The organism is Mesorhizobium sp. LSHC420B00 (assembly GCF_000503055.1).
Taxonomy (GTDB): domain Bacteria; phylum Pseudomonadota; class Alphaproteobacteria; order Rhizobiales; family Rhizobiaceae; genus Mesorhizobium.
Genome location: NZ_AYVY01000039.1, coordinates 1 through 17,990, shown reverse-complemented (window position 1 = coordinate 17,990; position 17,990 = coordinate 1). Strand labels below are relative to the sequence as shown.

The 17,990-nt window shown below is 61.3% G+C and carries 17 protein-coding genes and 1 pseudogene; 16 read left to right on the top strand and 2 right to left on the bottom strand.

What is annotated here, in order from left to right:
* Positions 1-6 precede the first annotated feature (6 nt).
* The 7 genes and pseudogenes from X760_RS70220 (at position 7) to X760_RS76815 (ending at position 6,679) form a co-directional block, all read left to right on the top strand.
* Positions 7-969 (top strand): substrate-binding domain-containing protein, encoded by a 963-nt coding sequence (locus tag X760_RS70220; RefSeq protein WP_023722447.1) that lies wholly within the window; start codon positions 7-9, stop codon positions 967-969.
* A gap of 64 nt (positions 970-1,033) precedes the next feature.
* Positions 1,034-1,927, top strand: coding sequence for an amidohydrolase (locus tag X760_RS70215; protein WP_031195132.1), 894 nt, complete (start codon positions 1,034-1,036; stop codon positions 1,925-1,927).
* A gap of 35 nt (positions 1,928-1,962) precedes the next feature.
* The gene (locus X760_RS70210; RefSeq protein WP_023722445.1) at positions 1,963-2,715 is read left to right on the top strand and encodes an SDR family NAD(P)-dependent oxidoreductase; all 753 of its coding nucleotides are present in this window, start codon (positions 1,963-1,965) and stop codon (positions 2,713-2,715) included.
* A 19-nt stretch (positions 2,716-2,734) separates the two neighbouring features.
* Positions 2,735-3,574, top strand: a complete 840-nt coding sequence (locus X760_RS70205; RefSeq protein WP_156948304.1) for a transketolase — start codon at positions 2,735-2,737, stop codon at positions 3,572-3,574.
* A 62-nt stretch (positions 3,575-3,636) separates the two neighbouring features.
* Positions 3,637-4,596, top strand: coding sequence for a transketolase family protein (locus X760_RS70200; protein WP_051409768.1), 960 nt, complete (start codon positions 3,637-3,639; stop codon positions 4,594-4,596).
* A gap of 427 nt (positions 4,597-5,023) precedes the next feature.
* Positions 5,024-5,170, top strand: a pseudogene (locus tag X760_RS76825) (IS5/IS1182 family transposase); the annotation flags it as partial.
* Positions 5,171-6,163: 993 nt separating this feature from the next.
* Positions 6,164-6,679 carry a hypothetical protein gene (locus X760_RS76815; RefSeq protein WP_245278754.1) on the top strand — a complete coding sequence of 172 codons (516 nt, stop codon included), beginning with the start codon at positions 6,164-6,166 and terminating at the stop codon, positions 6,677-6,679.
* On the opposite strand, the gene X760_RS70195 is transcribed toward X760_RS76815, so the two are convergent.
* Positions 6,673-6,951 carry a hypothetical protein gene (locus X760_RS70195; protein ID WP_023722441.1) on the bottom strand — a complete coding sequence of 93 codons (279 nt, stop codon included), beginning with the start codon at positions 6,949-6,951 and terminating at the stop codon, positions 6,673-6,675. The genes X760_RS76815 and X760_RS70195 overlap by 7 nt on opposite strands.
* 313 nt (positions 6,952-7,264) lie before the next feature.
* Between X760_RS70195 and X760_RS70190 the strand changes: the two genes are divergently transcribed.
* Positions 7,265-7,546: a hypothetical protein gene (locus tag X760_RS70190; RefSeq protein WP_023722439.1), complete on the top strand. Its 282-nt coding sequence runs from the start codon at positions 7,265-7,267 to the stop codon at positions 7,544-7,546.
* A 179-nt stretch (positions 7,547-7,725) separates the two neighbouring features.
* The gene (locus tag X760_RS70185; protein WP_023722438.1) at positions 7,726-7,914 is read left to right on the top strand and encodes a hypothetical protein; all 189 of its coding nucleotides are present in this window, start codon (positions 7,726-7,728) and stop codon (positions 7,912-7,914) included.
* Positions 7,915-7,921: 7 nt separating this feature from the next.
* Here X760_RS70185 and X760_RS70180 read toward each other — a convergent pair whose 3' ends face one another.
* Complete coding sequence (locus X760_RS70180) at positions 7,922-9,592, bottom strand: GDSL-type esterase/lipase family protein (protein ID WP_156948291.1); 1,671 nt, start codon at positions 9,590-9,592, stop codon at positions 7,922-7,924.
* Positions 9,593-9,802: 210 nt separating this feature from the next.
* Between X760_RS70180 and X760_RS76810 the strand changes: the two genes are divergently transcribed.
* From X760_RS76810 to X760_RS70140, 7 genes are all read left to right on the top strand, one after another.
* The gene (locus tag X760_RS76810) at positions 9,803-10,027 is read left to right on the top strand and encodes a hypothetical protein (protein ID WP_023680684.1); all 225 of its coding nucleotides are present in this window, start codon (positions 9,803-9,805) and stop codon (positions 10,025-10,027) included.
* 1,803 nt (positions 10,028-11,830) lie between these two features.
* A complete protein-coding gene (locus X760_RS70165) occupies positions 11,831-12,013 on the top strand; it encodes a hypothetical protein (protein WP_023722434.1) in 183 nt (60 codons plus the stop codon).
* A gap of 214 nt (positions 12,014-12,227) precedes the next feature.
* The gene (locus X760_RS70160; protein ID WP_023722433.1) at positions 12,228-13,160 is read left to right on the top strand and encodes a sugar ABC transporter substrate-binding protein; all 933 of its coding nucleotides are present in this window, start codon (positions 12,228-12,230) and stop codon (positions 13,158-13,160) included.
* Between the two features lie 67 nt (positions 13,161-13,227).
* Positions 13,228-14,283, top strand: coding sequence for an ABC transporter permease (locus X760_RS70155; RefSeq protein ID WP_031195125.1), 1,056 nt, complete (start codon positions 13,228-13,230; stop codon positions 14,281-14,283).
* A gap of 3 nt (positions 14,284-14,286) precedes the next feature.
* Entirely contained in the window at positions 14,287-15,066 is a 780-nt protein-coding gene (locus X760_RS70150; protein WP_023722431.1) for an ATP-binding cassette domain-containing protein, read from the top strand.
* Entirely contained in the window at positions 15,063-16,022 is a 960-nt protein-coding gene (locus X760_RS70145; RefSeq protein WP_031195124.1) for a cyclase family protein, read from the top strand. Before X760_RS70150 ends, X760_RS70145 begins: the two co-directional genes overlap by 4 nt.
* Before the next feature lie 23 nt (positions 16,023-16,045).
* A complete protein-coding gene (locus X760_RS70140; protein WP_023722429.1) occupies positions 16,046-17,521 on the top strand; it encodes an amidase family protein in 1,476 nt (491 codons plus the stop codon).
* Positions 17,522-17,990 lie beyond the last annotated feature (469 nt).

Below are 17,990 nucleotides of genomic sequence, written 5' to 3'. Positions count from 1 at the left end.
ACCAAGATGAAAATGAAGACAATCCTGCTTGCAGCATTGGCGGCGGCCGCCTTGTCCAGCGCATCATACGCGCAGGACAAGAAGACCGTCGCCTACATCGCCCCATCGCTGGACATCTCCTACTGGCAATGGGTCGGCTACGGCGTCAAGGAGAAGGCCAACGAACTCGGCATGGATTATGTCGAGTACACCTCAGAAAACTCACCCGCCAAGCAGATGGACAATGCTCGGATCGCCGTGACCAAAGGCGTCGCGGCCATCGTGATCGGCCCCGTCAGCTCGACCTCGACACCGCCGCTGCTCGACTATCTGGCGAAGCAGAAAGTGCCGATCGCCTTCGCCGGCATCGGGCCGCAGCCGGGCCTCACCAACTATACGTCCTCGGTCACCGCGAACAACTATGAGACCGGCAAGGCGCAGGGGAAATTCACCTGCGAGCTTGCCAAGGAGCGTGGCGGCAACAAGGTTGGCATGCTGTCGCTGCCGCAGGACCGGGAGAATGCACAGAAATACCTCAAGGGCGCCAAGGAGGCGTTTGCCGCCGACGGCTGCGACCTCGTCCAGATGCTGGAAACGCGGGGTCTGACGATCAACGAGGCCGTCACCCAGGCAAACGACCTCTTGACCGCCAATCCCGACATCAAGGCCATCTACGGCATGTATGACGAAGCCGGCACCGGCGCCGCCAAGGTGGTCGAGACCCGGGGCCTCACCGGCAAGATCGGCATCACCGTGGCCGACGGCTCGCCGACCACGATCGCGCTGCTGAAGAAGGGAGCGATCCAGGGCATCTTCTTCCAGGAGGCGGTGGGACAGGGCATCGACGGAACCCAGCAGGTCTACAACGCACTGACGGGCGCACCGGTGACCCAGGACCTGGCCTTGGTCATGCCTCTTGTGACCGCCGACAAGGTCGAGAGTCCTGAGGCCAAGAGGGTCATCGCCCGCGTCTTTCCGCCGAGCAACTGACCGCCACCCAATGGACCCGCCGGCTTGGCCGGCGGGTCCAGACCTCGAGCAAGGAATCCCGACCGTGGCCGAGCTGCCGTTCATCGATCCGCACCATCATTTGTGGGATCTGGAGACCAATTATTATCCGTGGCTGACCGACGGGGTTAAGCCGTCGGCTTTCGGTGACTACGAGGCGATCCGCAAAAGCTACCTTCTCGACGACTACCTGGAAGACGCCAGGAACCAGACCCTGGTGAAATCGGTGCACTTGGACGTAGGGTTCGATCCCAGCGATCCGGTTGGGGAGACGCGCTGGCTGCAGGAGATCGCCAACAAGCGGGGCTTCCCCCACGGCATCGTCGGCTATGCCGACCTGTCCATACCCGATGTCGGCGACCTCCTCGACCGCCACATGGAATATCCGAACTTCCGCGGTATACGGCAGTCGATGAATTACCATCCTGACCCCGCCAAGACCTATCAGTCGCGTCCGGAGGTCAGCCGGACACCCGAATGGCGACGTGGCTTCCGGGAACTGGCGAAGCGCCGGTTGAGCTTCGACTTGCAGCTCTACTATCCGCAGATGGGCGAGTTTCTCGAGCTCGCGCTGGACTTCCCCGACGTCCAGATCATTCTCAATCACACCGGCATGCAGGTCGATGGCCCTGAGCATTTCGATGCTTGGAGAAAAGGCATGCATCAGTTGGCGCAAGCGCCGAACGTCGCCTGCAAGATCTCGGGTCTCGGCATGGGCGACTGGCGATGGACCGCTGCATCGATCCGTCCCTATGTCGAGGAAGCGTTCGGGGCGTTCGGGGTCGGCCGCTGCATGTTCGCGACGAACTTTCCGGTCGACAAGCTGTTTTCGAGCTTCGATGCGATCGTGAACGCCTTCAAGGAGATCACGCGAGGCTACACCCATGAGGAGCGGCTTGCGTTGTTCCACGACAACGCCGCCCGGTTCTACCGACTTTAGATCACCGGCAAAGAGAAATAGCAGGAGAGTTCGACATGTTGCTGAAGGGCAAGGCCGTGGTGATTTCAGGGGCCGCGAGCCCTCGGGGGATAGGCCGCTCCACGGCAACGCTGATGGCGGAGCAAGGCGCGCGCATTGCTATTCTTGACCTCGATGAGCAACAGGCCCGTGACGCCGCCGAGTCGCTTGGGCCCGAGCACATTGGCCTCGCCTGTAACGTCGCCGACCTCGATGCCTGCAAGAGGGCTGCTGCCGAAGTGGCCGAAGCCTTCGGCAAGGTCGACGTGCTGTGCAACATTGCCGGGATCACGCAGCCCGCAAAGACACTGGATATCGGCCCGGCTGACTGGGACCGCATGCTCGATGTCAACCTACGCGGCGTGCTCTATCTCAGCCAGGCATTCATCCCGAACATGCGCGAAAATGGCGGTGGCTCGATCATCTGCATGTCGTCGGTTTCGGCCCAGCGCGGCGGCGGCATCTTCGGTGGCCCGCACTATTCGGCTGCCAAGGCGGGTGTTCTGGGGCTTGCCAAGGCCATGGCGCGCGAATTCGGTCCCGAAGGCATCCGCGTCAACTGTGTCACACCGGGCCTGATCCAGACCGACATCACCGGCGGCAAACTGACCGAAGCCATGCGCGCCGACATCATCAAGGGAATCCCGCTCAGCCGGCTGGGGGATGCGCGCGACGTCGCTGGCGCCTATCTCTTTTTGGCGTCCGATCTGGCCAGCTACATCACCGGCGCCGTGATCGATGTCAACGGTGGGATGCTGATCCATGGCTGAGAGGATAACGGATCTTGAGATGCCTCGCGCTGGCAGCAATGTCAGCCTGGCCGAACGAGCCTATCGTATCCGCCGACATGCCGTGCGAATGGGCCAAGTCCAGGGCCAAGGTTATGTCGGACAGGCGCTGGGTGTCGCCGACGTGCTTGCCGTCGCCTATTTCCATGCGCTTCGCTACCGGCCGGAGGACACGTTGTGGGAGGGACGCGACCGCTTCCTGCTGTCGATCGGACACTATGCGATCGCGCTCTACGCGGCTCTGATCGAAGCGGGCGTGCTGCCGGAGGAAGAGCTCGAAACCTATGGCAGCGATGAAAGCCGTATGCCGATGTCGGGCATGGCGCCATACACGCCCGGCATGGAGATCACCGGCGGCTCGCTCGGTCACGGCCTTGGCATTGCCGTTGGCATGTGCATGGGGCTGACGCGCAAGCGAAGCGACAGTTTCGTCTACAATCTTTTGTCCGACGGCGAGCTCGGTGAGGGCTCGACCTGGGAAGCCGCGATGTCGGCCGCCCACCACAAGCTCGACAATCTCATTGCCATTGTCGACTTCAACAATCAGCAGGCCGATGGTCCGTCGACGGCCATGCTCTCCTCCGAACCGGTGACCGACAAGTTCGAGGCGTTCGGCTGGCATGCGCAGCGCGTCGACGGCAACGACATCGAGGCGGTCCGCAAGGCCTTCGACCTGGCGCGCGGCCTGAAGGAACCTCGTCCGCGTGTGATCGTTTGCGATACGCGCATGGCCAAGGGTGTGCCATTCCTGGAAACCCGCGACATCACGCATTTCATCCGCGTCGAACCGCATGAATGGGCGCTGGCGCTCGAAGCTTTGGAAAAGGGACGTCCGCGTTGAGGTTGTCAAAATTCGCGCCGCGCCACGCCGCCAATGCCGGTGAGCGCAAGACCACATCGGCGATGATCGCGTCGATCGCGCCCGATGGCGTACCGACACGCAATGCGCCGTTCGGGCACACACTGGCCAGACTGGCGCACCAGCGGCCCGGGATAGTTGGCCTGACGGCGGACCTCGCGAAATACACCGATCTCCATGTCTTCGCACAGGAGCATCCGGACCGCTTCTATCAGATGGGCATGGCGGAGCAGGTGCTGATGAGCGCCGCCGCCGGCCTGGCGCGGGAGGGCTTCACGCCTTTCGCGACGACCTATGCCGTCTTCGCATCGCGACGTGCCTACGATTTCATCTGCATGGCGATCGCCGAGGAGAAACTCAATGTGAAGATCGTCTGCGCCTTACCGGGGCTGACGACCGGCTACGGCCCCAGCCACCAGGCGACGGAGGACATCGCGATCTTCCGCGGGATGCCGAACCTGACGATCATCGACCCTTGCGACGCGCTCGACATCGAACAGGCCACGGAGGCGATCGCGGACTACAACGGGCCGGTCTACATGCGGCTTTTGCGCGGCAAGGTCCCTGTCGTGCTCGACGAGTACGATTACACATTCCAAATCGGCAAGGCACGCCTGTTGCGCGAGGGTGAGGATGTGCTGTTCATTTCAAGCGGCCTGATGACCATGCGCGCGCTGGAGGCGGCGAAGGCGCTTGAAGCCGACAGGATCGGCTGCGCCGTTCTGCACGTTCCGACGATCAAGCCTCTGGACACGGAGACGATACTTGCCGCGGCGCGCCGTCCGGGACGGCTAATGATAGTGACCGAGAACCACACCATCATCGGTGGGCTGGGCGAAGGTGTCGCCGCGCTGCTGATGCGGGAGGGAGTGGGCCCAGTCTTTCGGCAGATCGCCCTGCCGGACGAGTTCCTCGACGCTGGCGCGCTGCCGACGCTTCACGATCGCTACGGGATCTCAACTTCCGAGCTCGTGCGCCGCGTCCGCACTTGGAGCGAGAAGTAAGAGCTCTCCCCATGCAACAGTTGAGCCATCGACTTGAACTGTGAGCTGGCTAACCCCGCCGCGGTTGTCGCGCTCGTCACAGCGTTGTGGACTAAGGACCTGGGCTTCCCTGATGCCTGTCAATCGGGCACATCCTGCGCGGCACTGATTGAGCACCGGCCTCCTGTTCAGATGCGGCTGGACGAGCTGTCTTCCAGTGGTAAGGAGAGAACTTCCTAGGATCTTGAACACACATCGAGGGCATTCGAGGACTTGGTGTCAGGCCCCCTGGTGCCGGTCTCCCGCGAGTTCGACGTAAGCAAGTTTCGGGATGTTGGCTCGTCTGTCCTTCGCGGCATATAGACCGGCGCGCGGCTCGCCTGTTCTCGGAACGGGTGTCACGGCACCGGTTTGGTCGAAGGGTTGGTGGCGCGAAGCGAAAGAAGCTGGCCGCAACTACCTCGCCCGCCAGCAGGGCGACGCCGTCCTGGCCGCCGCCGGCTACAACTTCTCGCTCCTGCTCCGGTGGCGGAAGGCTCTTTTGGGGCTACTCATCGCCGCCCTCAAAAGTCAGCCGAAGGAGCTCGAAGCCTGACGGCCGATTACGGACATCTGCTGTTCGAGCAGGCAATCCCGAGCGACAACGGTGTCGTTGACGAACTGCGGCCTCATTTCGAGTCCGCCCATCTCGACGCACGGGAAGTGTATCATCGTACATCAGGATCGACTTCCATCCTGCGCCAACGGGCCCAGACTCCGGTACCATGCAGGGGTGGAAAGCTCATCTTCGATCTGGCTCGCGATCCGGCTCGCGTTCGTGAGGTTTCTCTGCGCCACCGGTCGCCGGGCTGAAGCGTCAGGATATCGGCGAAGACGCGGCATCCTTGAGCGTCCAGCTTGGGCGCGAGCCAAAGAGTAAATTCGGACTCGCATCAATGTTACGATCGCAAGCGTGACACTCGGTCCGCAGGCCCAACTTTGATCAATCGCGGCCGGGCGCCAATTCTTTCACCACAGGTCCGCGCGAGCGCGCGCATGCAGTGCCTCCCAGCATTTGTCGGCCGGCGAGCAACGAATTTGCCCTGCAGTGGATGACATTTAGCTGGCCAATCTGCTTGCGGTGATCGATGCGGGGGCAGCATTGTCGGGGTTTGCACGAAATCCGCGTCGCACTGAGCCGGCATCAGCCGCCCCGATCTCGCCAAGCAACAAGGACAGGCCCCACCTAACCCAAGGCCACCGAAGCGGCACGGACGTTCAGTCGATGTTTACCATTCGCTATTATCTTTCGCGAAGCGGCAAAGTTCTGAGTACCGCGCAAGTCAAAGGGCCTGCTCCACACAATGGGGCGGGCCTTTTTGCGTCACTTAGGAGAACGGACTCCAACGAATTGCCGGTTACCTGAAAAATAGGCCCCAGGCTGTGAAACGTCGTACGTGGCCGGGTTGTTGGTGCATCCGCAATCGGTTGGAAGGCAGGCCCCATTCTCGCGATACTCTGCCAGCGTCAGGGCTGGGCCAGCGGTAGGTTAGGGCGTCACGACCCGCAACATGGCGGCTTCATAGACGAACGAAACACGATTTCGTCCATGTTGTTTCGCTTCAAAAAGGCACCGTCCGGCAGTGCGAAGGACGTCCTGAGCATCTGCATTGGGAGAAATTTCCGCGCCTCCAATGCTGACAGTCACTTTCACGCCATGAGAGCGCGTTTAATTAAGTTGGGGTCAATTCGTGGCAGCAGGGTTCGTGCTATGAAGAAGGGACCGGTTCCCAACCGCGGCGAGGCACTTGCCTTCATCAGTGCCAGTCTCAAAGAACTGCAGGCACTGCGCGGCGGGTCTCGTGTATTGTCGCGTCGACTGACCAGTGCGCTTGATGCGCATGGTGGATGCGGTGGGTTCACCTGGGTGACCGCGAGCCCCATCGATGTTTCCTGGTCCAGGGAACCAAAACCTTTAACCGGTGCGAAGAAAAGGCATGACGTCGGCGCGAAAAAACAGCCGGACGGTTACTCCCTCCGCCAGATGCCGTTGATTTCATTAAACCTTTTGTCGGTATCTTCTTGCGGCCCCAATTTCGGCCCTAACGGACAGACTCGTCAGTGAGTCGTGGGGCTCGGGAACAGGAACTTGTACCCTTCCTTGAGAATCCACCGGGCGCGGGCGAGATGAGTTTCCCAGGCTCGGTGCGCCCGCTTCGGTTCCTTCTCGGGATCGATATGCAGCACAGTCCTGGCAACCACGCGCCAATCCTCGTCGTCATAGGCGGCGTCCAGCAGCCACATATACATGGCGACGCGTTTATTGTCGTATGGGGTGAGGTAGGGCTCGCTTGGCGCTTCGTCCGCGACCTCGGGATCCGGAAGCGGGCTGACCACTACGCCGCCTTCTTCGGGTCGCCGATGACGCGCGCCGGCAGATACGCTGGAGCCGGGGGCGGCAGCAAAAAATTGTTGTCAGCTGCAGTGCTCATGCGCGCAATATACATTGCGAATAGTGCCCATTCAACGCTGCGATCAAGATGGACGCGGCACGAGTCTTGCACGGCGCTCAACACGGCGAAGACCAAAGAAAACCGCGTGCGCTCCCTCGGCCATATCAATCGATTTTATCCGACGTGTCACATCCGCGTGATCTAGCGACACCTAATGAAAGCGGCTAAGGGGGACCGTGGTTTGGGGAAAAATTCTTATGAACAGCCAAAAAGACGCAGAGCGTATCCGTGCCGAAATGTCGATCGCACAGGCGATTTACGACGCCATTTGCGAGATGAACGGATCTTCGTACAGGCAAGACAAAGTACCTTTGCGGTGGGATACTTCGTCAGGCACACCGTTGAGCCTGATGAGTATTGACGGCTTTTTCGAATTGCGGGAACTGGCCCGGCGGATAGCGTCGAAGATCGACACGCCTGCGCTCATCAGTCTCAAAAGCCACACCGCGCAGCCGTCGAAAAAGATTGACTTCCACTAGGGTAGATTTGCCATCGCCGTGAAAAGGTTGCTCGAGATCACGTCGAGGATGGCATCCACCTGGCCCGTGGCGCGGTTGTCGCGCTGGTCGACGCCATCCGCGCCTGCGAGGTCGGTGACGCTTGCGCCGACCCAAGCACGCGCGCATTCTGCCCCGAACCAAAAACTGGGGAGGGCCGAATGTTCGAAATCGGAAGAGATTACCGCATCACCATGATTGTAGCGGTTCCGGGCGACTGGAGCGACGAAACTGGCGTCTGGACGGTCGCGGAAGTTGATGGGACGCTAGTGAAACTCACCAATCCCTACACCCCGGACACGATCATTAACACGGCGTCATGGCATTTCGTCCGCGCCGAGATTGTCTAGGCGCAACTTAGAAGTTGTCGAACAGCCCCGCCGCCATCATGCCGCCGATCAGGTCCTGTCCAAGATTGTTAGGGTGAGTTCCGTCTCCAGGACCCATCCAATGAACGTAGTTGAACTGGTTGATGATGAAGCGGCGGTACAGATCGACCACTGGCACCCTGTTTAGGGCGCAGACCTCAAGCATGGCGTTGGCGTAGTCGATCAGCTGGCTTCCGGCTCCTCCCGCAGTGCCGTCCAGCGTCCGCCATATCGGCGTCGTGAAGATGAGCTTCAGGTTCGGCCGGGCGGTCATGATCGTCTGGATGCCGTAGTTGATGGCTCCCTTGAAGGTCGCCCCGGTTATGTCCGCATTGGTGCCGATGGGGCACGTCGGGCCGGCGCCGGTGAAGTCGTTGGTGCCGAACGAGGGGATCAGGTAATCCAGCAGGCTGTAATCCACCGATGCCATGCGCGCTGCAATCGCTGGAAAGGTGCCTCCGATGAGCGTTGCTGCGGCTATCTGTTGGGAAAAATCACCGGAGGCAATGGCATCGGCCAGCCGGTAAAACGAGAACTTGTCATAGTTCGCAGCATGGTTGGCCATGCGGGTACCGCCGCCGCCGCAGTTGGTGATCGTCATGCCGGTGCGCTGGGCAATCTTGGCGGTCGGCGTGATGCCCGGCCAGATGACACTTTCGATGATGCTATCGCCGAAGTGCGCACCGATCTTGCCGGCGAACTGCGAGGCCGGCACGGAGGCAACGTCCTTGGCCAGTTTGTCAAACCGGCCATGGTTATCGATCAGCCGGCCCGGTGCCTTCTGGATGGCCCAGCCGAGAAGGTAGGCATCCGCGGCCAAGGCCCCTGTCGGAAGGATGCGGAGCTGGTGATTAAGGCCGTAGGTAACGTCGTTCTGGGTGACCACGATGGGCAGCGAAATATACGTCAGGCCATTGACCGTTTTGGTTATCTGAGCGGTCTGGGTCACCCCGGACGACACCGGAATGTATTGGATGAACTGGATGGACTGGGCACTCCCCGCCATGAAGGCGAAGATACACCAGACAGTTTCTCCCACCGTCAACCCTGCTTCGGCTACGGGCGTCTTGATGTCGTGCAGCGTGGCCGGCCGGCAGCTTGATGGCCTGGTGCCGAAGGGCGAGCCTGCCGGCGCGTTGACCAGAACAGGAGGAAACCCGCCAGCCGATGCTCCGATCAGGGGGTTGCCAGCATAGTCGTTGGTGACGCCGCTGGCCGCAATGCGGAAGAACGGGTCGATGTTAAGCTTCGGGTGCGCATCCTCCGCCACCATGGCCGCAGATTGGAGAGCCCCGCCGATGTAGGTCAGGCGTGACTTGGCCTTCTGGACAGCCCAGCCGAGCACGAACAGGCCATTCGCACCGACGCCGGCAGCGATGTTGAGCCGAACCAGCAGGCTCGTGCCAAACGTGACATCGTTCTGGGTCGGCGTGACGGTCAGCCCAACGCTCATGTAGCCCAGCCCGCCCGCCACTGCCGGGTTGACCGTGTTGCTCTCGTTGTGCGCCACCCCGGATGCCACCGCGATGCTGCCGATGATCTGAAGGCTTTGTGCGGCGATCAGATCAACGATGATTTCAACGGGTTCACCAACCCGCAGGCCGAGGTCGGCAGCGGACACTTTGAGGTCCAAAAGCGTCGCCCCGACCGACAGAGACAAGGCGCCACGCCTGTCGTTCAATTTTGGCGAGGTGATATTCGGAAACGGCTTCGTGTCGGCGAGGGTGCGGCATCCCGCAAAATAGGAANCTGAATCTCTTTCAATCAGGGGTCGTAAACGAAACGAATTTGCTGGCACATGTTCGCGCGCGGCGCCACGACTTCACTAAACTGACAGGCTAGTTCTTCACCCTCGCGACATAGGCGCGAAATGTGGTTCTTCGTAGTCCGCCGGCCTATTGTTAAGCAGATTGAGCGCCCGCTTTATGTCCCGATGCAGATGGTCGATCGCTTCCCAATGCTCGCCAAATGGCTTGAGCGACAACTGCGCGTCGCGGAGTTCTACCGTCAGAAGCCACGCCTATCGTTCAATTTTGGCGAGGTGATATTCGGAAACGGCTTCGTGTCGGCGAGGGTGCGGCATCCCGCAAAATAGGAATATATTCCGCATGCCGTCAAGGCAAATAGACTTCGTCCTGCCCTCAGCGCCTGCTAGCCGCGGGCATTTTGGGGGAAGCATGAATCAAGTTATGTGCGTTTGTAGCCATCAGCGTTTTGTCGGGCTGCGCTACTCGCCCAGCCGACATCAAGCCCACGCTGGTTTCGTCCGCGTATACGCGGGCAAGTCCTGCAGCCAGTTGGAAGCCGAACTTTACCGAACGAGTTCCGACCTCGCGCCGATAATGGCCATACAAGACAGAACCGCCCGCCATGATGTGGACGGCGTGTTTTGGCTTGGCTTGCCGGTTGGCAGCATGATGGACAACACAGACATCAAGGTANCCGACGAAAGGGCGGCTGTGTTGCCGGCACTCTGTAAGCCGTTCCAACGTTAAAATTGTCGGCTTGCTTCCCGCCCTCGCGACTGCGGAGTGGTCGTTTCATCGATTGACTCGCGTAATGCACCGGCAGTTAATCTCCCCGCAAGGGCAAAAAGAGGGGCTATGAAACTGGGAGCAAACGATGACTGTCCAAAAAGAAGACTATCGAACCAACAGAGCCGACTACGCCATAGCTGCGATGCATAGCCGAGCGACCGCTGAGGGCGATCGTGACGATTTGGTGGCGAGGAAAAAGTCCCTGTGGGTAACAGATCGGCGATCTGCAAAATTGGCCGCAAACCCGTCCGAAAGCTCGCCAGAACCCAAGGCAAAAGCGCGCGGTAAGTGAATCGTGCCAGCCACTTTCTTACCGCCGCGTACTTCGTTCGCATGGTTCAATTACATTAGATTTATCTAATATATTAACCAGCCAGTCGAGCATTCCCTAAGGCTCGCTGGTCAGGCCCAGCGGCCGCCCCCCTAACCCAAGCTGCTGGGCCGCCACTCAGAGCAAAGCGATGTATGAGCATACTAGCATAAGTGATCGTCTCCACCTTGCCGGCCTTGCTTAGCACCACCTGAAATCAGCTTCGAATCTCCGAATGTGCGGGGTCCCAGTGGCCATCACTAGACATTTCGAGATTTGCGGTTCGAGCCGGCTCGCTTCATCGGCCGGTGACGGAGTACATCATCTTGGCAAATCAACACAGTCGGCACCCTCGTCCCCTCGTTCGGTCGAAAGCTAGGTGGAACAATCAGGGTGCGCAACTTGTCATCACTGATATTGCCGCTTCACCCTAGCTTTGAGCGTGCGCCCTTCGGCCTATGTGTGGTTCACCGTTTTTTCACTTTATTAGCGCACGTTCATAAACGGACATGTTGGTGTAGCTTGTACGTGCCCAAAGCCCCGGCGCAACGACCCAGCGCCGGGGCTTTTTTGTCCGCCTGGTAATCCGCGTGTTCAATCCGAGGTCGCTCTCAATTCGAACGCGAGCGAATTACGGCGCAAAGTCACTTAGCAAGACGCTGTGGGCGGCACCGCGGTGCGAAGCGCGAGTGCGGAGGAACTTTCTGGCACTCCGCCAATTATTCTGCATGTCCCAAACAGCACACGTCGAACCGCCCCTTCTCTCCCAGGACAGCCCGGACAGGAGCGTGAACTGCGCAGTCGCCCTCGAAGGCGCGTACGCCGCTCTGGTGTCCTCTTGCATCGAGCAAGGCTGGACGGCTGAAGAGACTGCCACCGCACTTTTCAACCTCGCCAAGGAACATCTCGAACAGCTCAAGGTGAGGCCATCGACTTAAGCCTAGCTGCGCGTGTTTCGACATTTCGACGTCGCGGTGTCGGATTATTTGCATGCAAACCAGTTTTACGACGCTATCCTCCCATCCTCAACGGAAGATTCTGGGAGGAAGGCATGGCTGCGCATGAGCAACATGCCGTTGAAATTATTAGGGACAAAGAGTGGTCGGTTCGCGTGACGGTCAACGGCACCACCACCGCGGTCCCTTTTACATCTGAGAGCTACGCGCGTTCGTTTGCAGACGGTCAGGCGTTCCGACTGGGCGTTCAGGTCGCGGAGACCAAGAAGGCGGCCTAGCTGCGCGCTTGCCCAAGAGCCCCACAGCGATTGAACCTCGACTCACCAAAGCCGGTTGAAATTAGCCGTTGCGCGGCATAAGAGCTTGTGCCTATAGTTAGTACGTGGCTCGCACGAACAAACAGACTGACTGTGACGACCTGTAGATGGCGTCCAAGCTGGGCTGCTGCGCGGTCTGGAGGTGAGCCGGAACACTCAACAGGGGATACGCACAGTGAACCGCTTTCAGAAGCTCTCGACCGCTGCGCTCGTCGCAGCATCCTTCACGTCGGCCGCCCTCGCCGCGAATGACAAGCTGACGATCGGCATCGTCACCTTCTCGACATCCGACGTCGACACAAACCAGATGGTCGACACGATGAGCCAGGAAGCCAAGTCCAAGGGCTGGTCGGTGGAAACGCTCAATGCCAATGGCGATCCTTCGCAAGCGATCACCAGCATAAAGCAGCTGGCAACCAAGAAGGTGGACGCCATCATCGTCACGGTCTTCGATTCGACGGGCCTGGCGGCCGGGCTCCAGGCGGCGGCGGACGCAAAGATCCCCGTGCTTTCGGCCGGCGGCGGCATGACAGACGGGATCGCGCTATCTGCAAGTACCGGTGCTGCGCAACCGCTGATCGACTTGATGCTGAAGGACATCGGCAAGTCCGGAACTGTACTCGACCTCACCTATCATCCCGGCATTCCGTGCCGCGAACGAGCCGACGCCTTCGATGCGGCGGTCAAGGCAAATCCGGGGCTCAAGGCGACCTCGCACGAGATCAGCATCCCGGGTGCTGCCGAATCCTCGCAGGCCGCGACCAGCGCCTGGCTTGCAGCCAATGCCAACGCCAAGGGGCCGTTCGCCATCTTCAACTGCTATGACGACAACGCCATGGGCGCGATTGCGGCGCTGAAGCAGAACGGCCGCAGCGACGTGAAGGTCTATTCGTTCAACGCCACGGCACCTGCTGTCCAGGCTGTCAAAGACGGGACGATGACCGCCACGCTCGGTGTCGATCTGACTTCGGCAGGCAAAATGCTAGTCGATCAGATTCCCGACATCCTGGCAGCCGGCGACCAGTGGAAGCCCAAATCCTTTGTGCCAGGCTATACGCTCGTCACCAAAGAGAACGTCGACAAGTTCATCAAGGACAATCCGCAGTAAGCTCTCCTGATTGTGGGTCTGGGCCGGACTTGCCTGGCCGGGCCGGAGTGCTGTCATGAGAGCCGCCATGTCCGCTGATCATTCCCTGCGCGAAACCCACGCTCCGGCAGAGGCGCCCCGCGTCCTGCCGTCAACGCAGACCGGCTATGCCTCGCCCAATGCCCGACAGCGGCGCGCATTGCTCATGCGCCTGCTTGGGACCTACGGTACCATCATCGTGCTGGCGTCGATGCTGGGGATCTTCTCGGTGCTGGAGCCGGGGACCTTCGCAACCATCGGCAATTTTCGCAATATCGTAAACGACATGGCGATCGGCACCATTGTCGCGGCCGGCCTCACCGTGCCACTCGTCGCCGGTGATTTCGACCTCAGTATCGGCTATGTCGCGAGTTTCTGCGGGCTGCTCCTGGTCGGGCTGTTGAGCAGCAGCGGCTTGCCGATCCTACCCGCCATCTTCCTTGTCGTCGGCCTCGGAACGGTCATCGGCATTGTCAACGGCATTGTCGTTTCGAAGATCGGCGTGAACGCCTTCATTGCCACCCTTGGCACGGGCACCATTGTTGTTGGGCTGAACTACGCCTATTCGGGCGGAATTCCGCTGCAGCTCACCCAGTCGCGCGAATTCACCAATATCGCGATCGGCCGGATTGCCGGAGTGCCGCACCTCGTCATCATCATGGCCGTCGTGCTTGCGCTGCTGTGGGTGATCCTCAACCGAACAGTGCAGGGCCAACACATCAAGGCCATCGGCGTCAGCCCGGAATCAGCGCGCCGCGCCGGCGTCGCCGTCGATCGCAGCCGCATCGTTGCCTTCGCCATCGCCAGCACCTGTGCTGCTATCGGTGGCGTGCTGATGGCCTCCAATCTCGGCTCCGGCCAGGTGACGGCGGGTGACAGCTTCATGCTGACGTCGTTTTCGGCCGCCTTCCTCGGTTCGGCGGCGCTGCGAGAGGGTCAGTTCCATATCCTCGGCACCTTGATCGGCGTGCTGACGGTCGCCGTCGGCAACAATGGGCTGGCCATGATCGGCGCGCCGATCTTCACGCAGTTCCTGTTCACCGGCTGCCTTCTCGTCGTCGCCGTAGCGCTCGGCGGTATTGGCCGCCGCTATGCGAGGGGATAGGCCATGGCGCAGAAGATGCTGCTCAGCCTGCGCCGGATCTGCCGCAGCTTCGGCGGCATCCAGGCACTCGATGACGTTTCGCTGGACATCGCCAGGGGCGACATACTCGGCCTCGTTGGCGACAATGGTGCCGGCAAGTCGTCGCTGATCAAAATCCTGGCCGGCGCGCATGACCCGACTTCCGGCGACGTGATCCTCGAAGGGCGGCCGCAAAAGTTGTCGCCGCCGTCCGAAGCGCAACGCCTCGGCATTGAGACGGTCTATCAGGACCTGTCGCTGATCGGCACGTTCACTGCCGCCGAAAACTTCTTTCTCGGCCGCGAGATCGCGCTTGGCCGCGGCCCGGCGCTGCTGCGCTGGATCCGCCGCAAATCGATGGGCGACATCGCGATGCGCGGCCTCGAGGAACTGCACATCGATATCCCCGGGGTGCGCAGCAAACCGGTAGATCGCATGTCCGGCGGCCAGCGCCAATTGGTGGCGATCGCGCGCGGTGCCTTTTGGGGCCACAAGCTGCTGCTGCTCGACGAGCCCACCGCGGCGCTCGGCGTACGCGAATCCCGTGAGGTGCTCGACCTCATCAAACGACTCGGCGCCCAGGGGCTGACGATCGTCATGGTCACCCACAATCTCGATCATCTCTGGCAGATGTGCAACCGCGTGGTGGTGATGCGCAGGGGCCGCAAGGTCGCCGATCTCGCAAGTTCCGGCACCAACATGGAGGACGTCGTCGCTTATATCACCGGCGCCAGGCAGCCGGCGACCGCGCAGGCGGAAGCATGAGCGCGGCTGAAACGATGACGCTGCGCCGGCTGCTGGGCAATGCGCCGAGCCGCTGGGGGCATTGGGGTGCCGACGACGAGATCGGAGCGCTCAACTATCTGACCGCTGATGAGGTCAAGCGCGGCCTGGCGTCGGTGCGGGACGGCCGCACCTTCACCCTCGGCGTGCCGGTCGGGACCTCTGAGGGCGATGCCGTCTTTCCCGGCCGCTGGCCGGCGAAGCATTTCATGGTCGCCGACAAGGCCGGCTTCGAGAACGGCCACTGGCAACCGCTTGCCGGCGGCCTCGAATTCGCAGACGACTATATCACCGGCTTCGCACAGGCCGGCACGCATTGCGACGCGCTCGGCCACATGTGGTTCGACGACACGCTTTGGAACGGCTTCGCGGCAAGCAGTACCAATGGCGGCATGACCAAGGCCAGCATCATGCCGATCGCGGAGCGCGGGATCGTCGGACGCGGCGTGCTGCTCGACATCGCCCGGTTCCGCGGCAAACCGGTCCTGGAGCGCGCTGAAACATTCACGCATCGCGACCTCATGGAATGCGCCCGGGCCCAGGCGGTCGATATCCTGCCGCGCAGCATCCTTCTCGTTCGCACTGGCTGGGTCGGCGCACTGGCGGCGGGAAGCCAGTGCGTCGGCGATGGATATTGGGAACCCGGACTGACCTTCAGCCTCGACCTCGTGCGCTGGTTCGACGAGATGCAGATCCCCTGTCTAGTTACCGACACACTGGCCAACGAGACAACCTACGAGCCCGAGACCGGGTTGATGCTGGTTCTGCACGCCGCGCTGATGCGCAATCTGGGCGTGGCGTTCACCGAAATGGCATCGCTCGACCTGCTGGCCGCCGACTGTGCCTCGGACCGCCGCTACGAAGGCTTCTACTGCGCCAGTCCGGTCAAAGTGAGCAAGGGCACCGGCGGCGCGGCAAATCCAGTGTTCATCAAATAGCACCCAACAAGGTGGAACGGCTTATGACTTCTGCAGACGACCAGATCTGTTTCCTGCCGGCCACGGAACTGGCCCAGCGCATCCGGCGCCGCGACCTGTCGCCGGTCGAAGTGACCGAGGCCTATCTGCGCCGCATCGAGGCGCGCAACCCGGTGGTCAACGCCTATACGCTGGTTCTTGGCGACCAGGCGATGGAAGCTGCGCGGGCCGCCGAAAAGGCCGTGATGGCAGGCGGTCCGCTTGGACCGCTGCATGGCGTCCCCGTCGGCATCAAGGACCTCGACGATATGGCCGGCGTGCCGACCTCGATGGGATCGTGGGCGGTGCACGACCGGGTGCCCAAAACAAGTGCCGTGGCGGTCGAGCGCCTGCTCGACGCAGGCGCCATCGTGCTCGGCAAGACCAACACGCCGGAGTTCGGCCATAAGGGCATCACCGACAATCTCCGCTTCGGGCCGACCAGCACGCCCTTCGCGATCGGCTACAATTCCGGCGGCTCGTCCGGCGGCAGTGCGGCAGCGGTCGCCGACGGCATGGCGGCCCTGGCGCAAGGCACGGACGGCGGTGGTTCGGTCCGCATCCCCGCCTCGTTCAGCGGCACCGTCGGCTTCAAGCCCTCTTTCGGCCGCATTCCTTCGGTGACTCGCCCCGACGCCTTCCTGTGGGGACATCCTCTGGTCCATATCGGACCGCTGACCCGCACCGTTGCGGACGCCGCGCTGATGACCAAGATCATGGCCGGGCCACACAACCGCGACCCGTTCTGCCTGACGGAACACGGCGTCGACTATGTCGGCGCCGTTGCCGGGTGGACGCCGAAACTGCGCGTCGCCTACAGCCCGCGACTAGGCAATTTCCCGGTCGACGCTGAGGTCGCCACCGTCGTTGCCCGTGCCGTCGATGTCATGCGAGGACATGGCATTGAGGTCGATGAGGTCGAGCTCGATTTCAGGGCCGATCACAAGGAACTGGCGGCGCTTTGGGTGCGCACGATCTCGATCCACTATGCTGCCATCGCCGTGTACTGGAAACAGGAGGGCATCGACCTGATGGGCAAGCACGCCAAGGTGCTCACCCCGCAGTTCCTCGCCATGCTGGAGGGCGCCTACAAGGTGTCCGCCATCGACCATGCGCTCGACGATCTTTTGCGCACCGGCGTCCATGACGGCCTCGAGGATGTATTCGAAACCCATGACCTGATCGTCTCGCCGACGCTGGCCGTTCCGCCCGTCAAGAATGCCACGGACGGCAACACGATCGGGCCGACATCGATCAATGGCGAGGCGGTCGATCCGCTGATCGGCTGGTGCATGACTTATCCGATCAACTATACCGGCCACCCGGCGATTTCGGTTCCGGCCGGCCTTACGGCGCGGGGCCTGCCGGTCGGCCTGCAGATCATCGGGCGGCGGCACGCCGACGAAACCGTTCTGGCGATGGCGGCTCAGTTCGAACGCATGCAGCCCTGGTTCCCAAGCTATCCGGGGCTCGCTGGATAGTTGTGTGTCGGAATACCCTAGGTCGTGAACCCATAAATCTGAGAGAAGGATGGGTTCACGCTGTTGGCGTAAAAATAGGCCTCAAGGGGGAACCGATCTCCCTCGCACATCAGCTTTCCGCCGCTCTCTTCGGCCGTCGGCTGGGATTTCGAGTTCCACGGCCGCTGATACGCTGATATCGGCCCGTAAGTGCGGGCTGATACATACTTGCCTGAACTAAGTAATCGCAGAGGCAGACCCCCTTTACCGGACTGGTCGGCGTGCTAAGCAAAGCCCGCCATATGTTACGTTGAGTCAGCAGCCCACATCAGCTCCTCTGATAAGAGTATTCACCTCGTCGACTGAGCTCGCATCGGCGGGCGTACGTCGGAAACCCACCGCGAACCCGAGAAGCAGTTGTGTGCGTCAAGTTCTGCAAAAATGGCGTGGCAGTAGCTGTGACGTCGGCGTGTCCGCCGCGCAGCCCCCG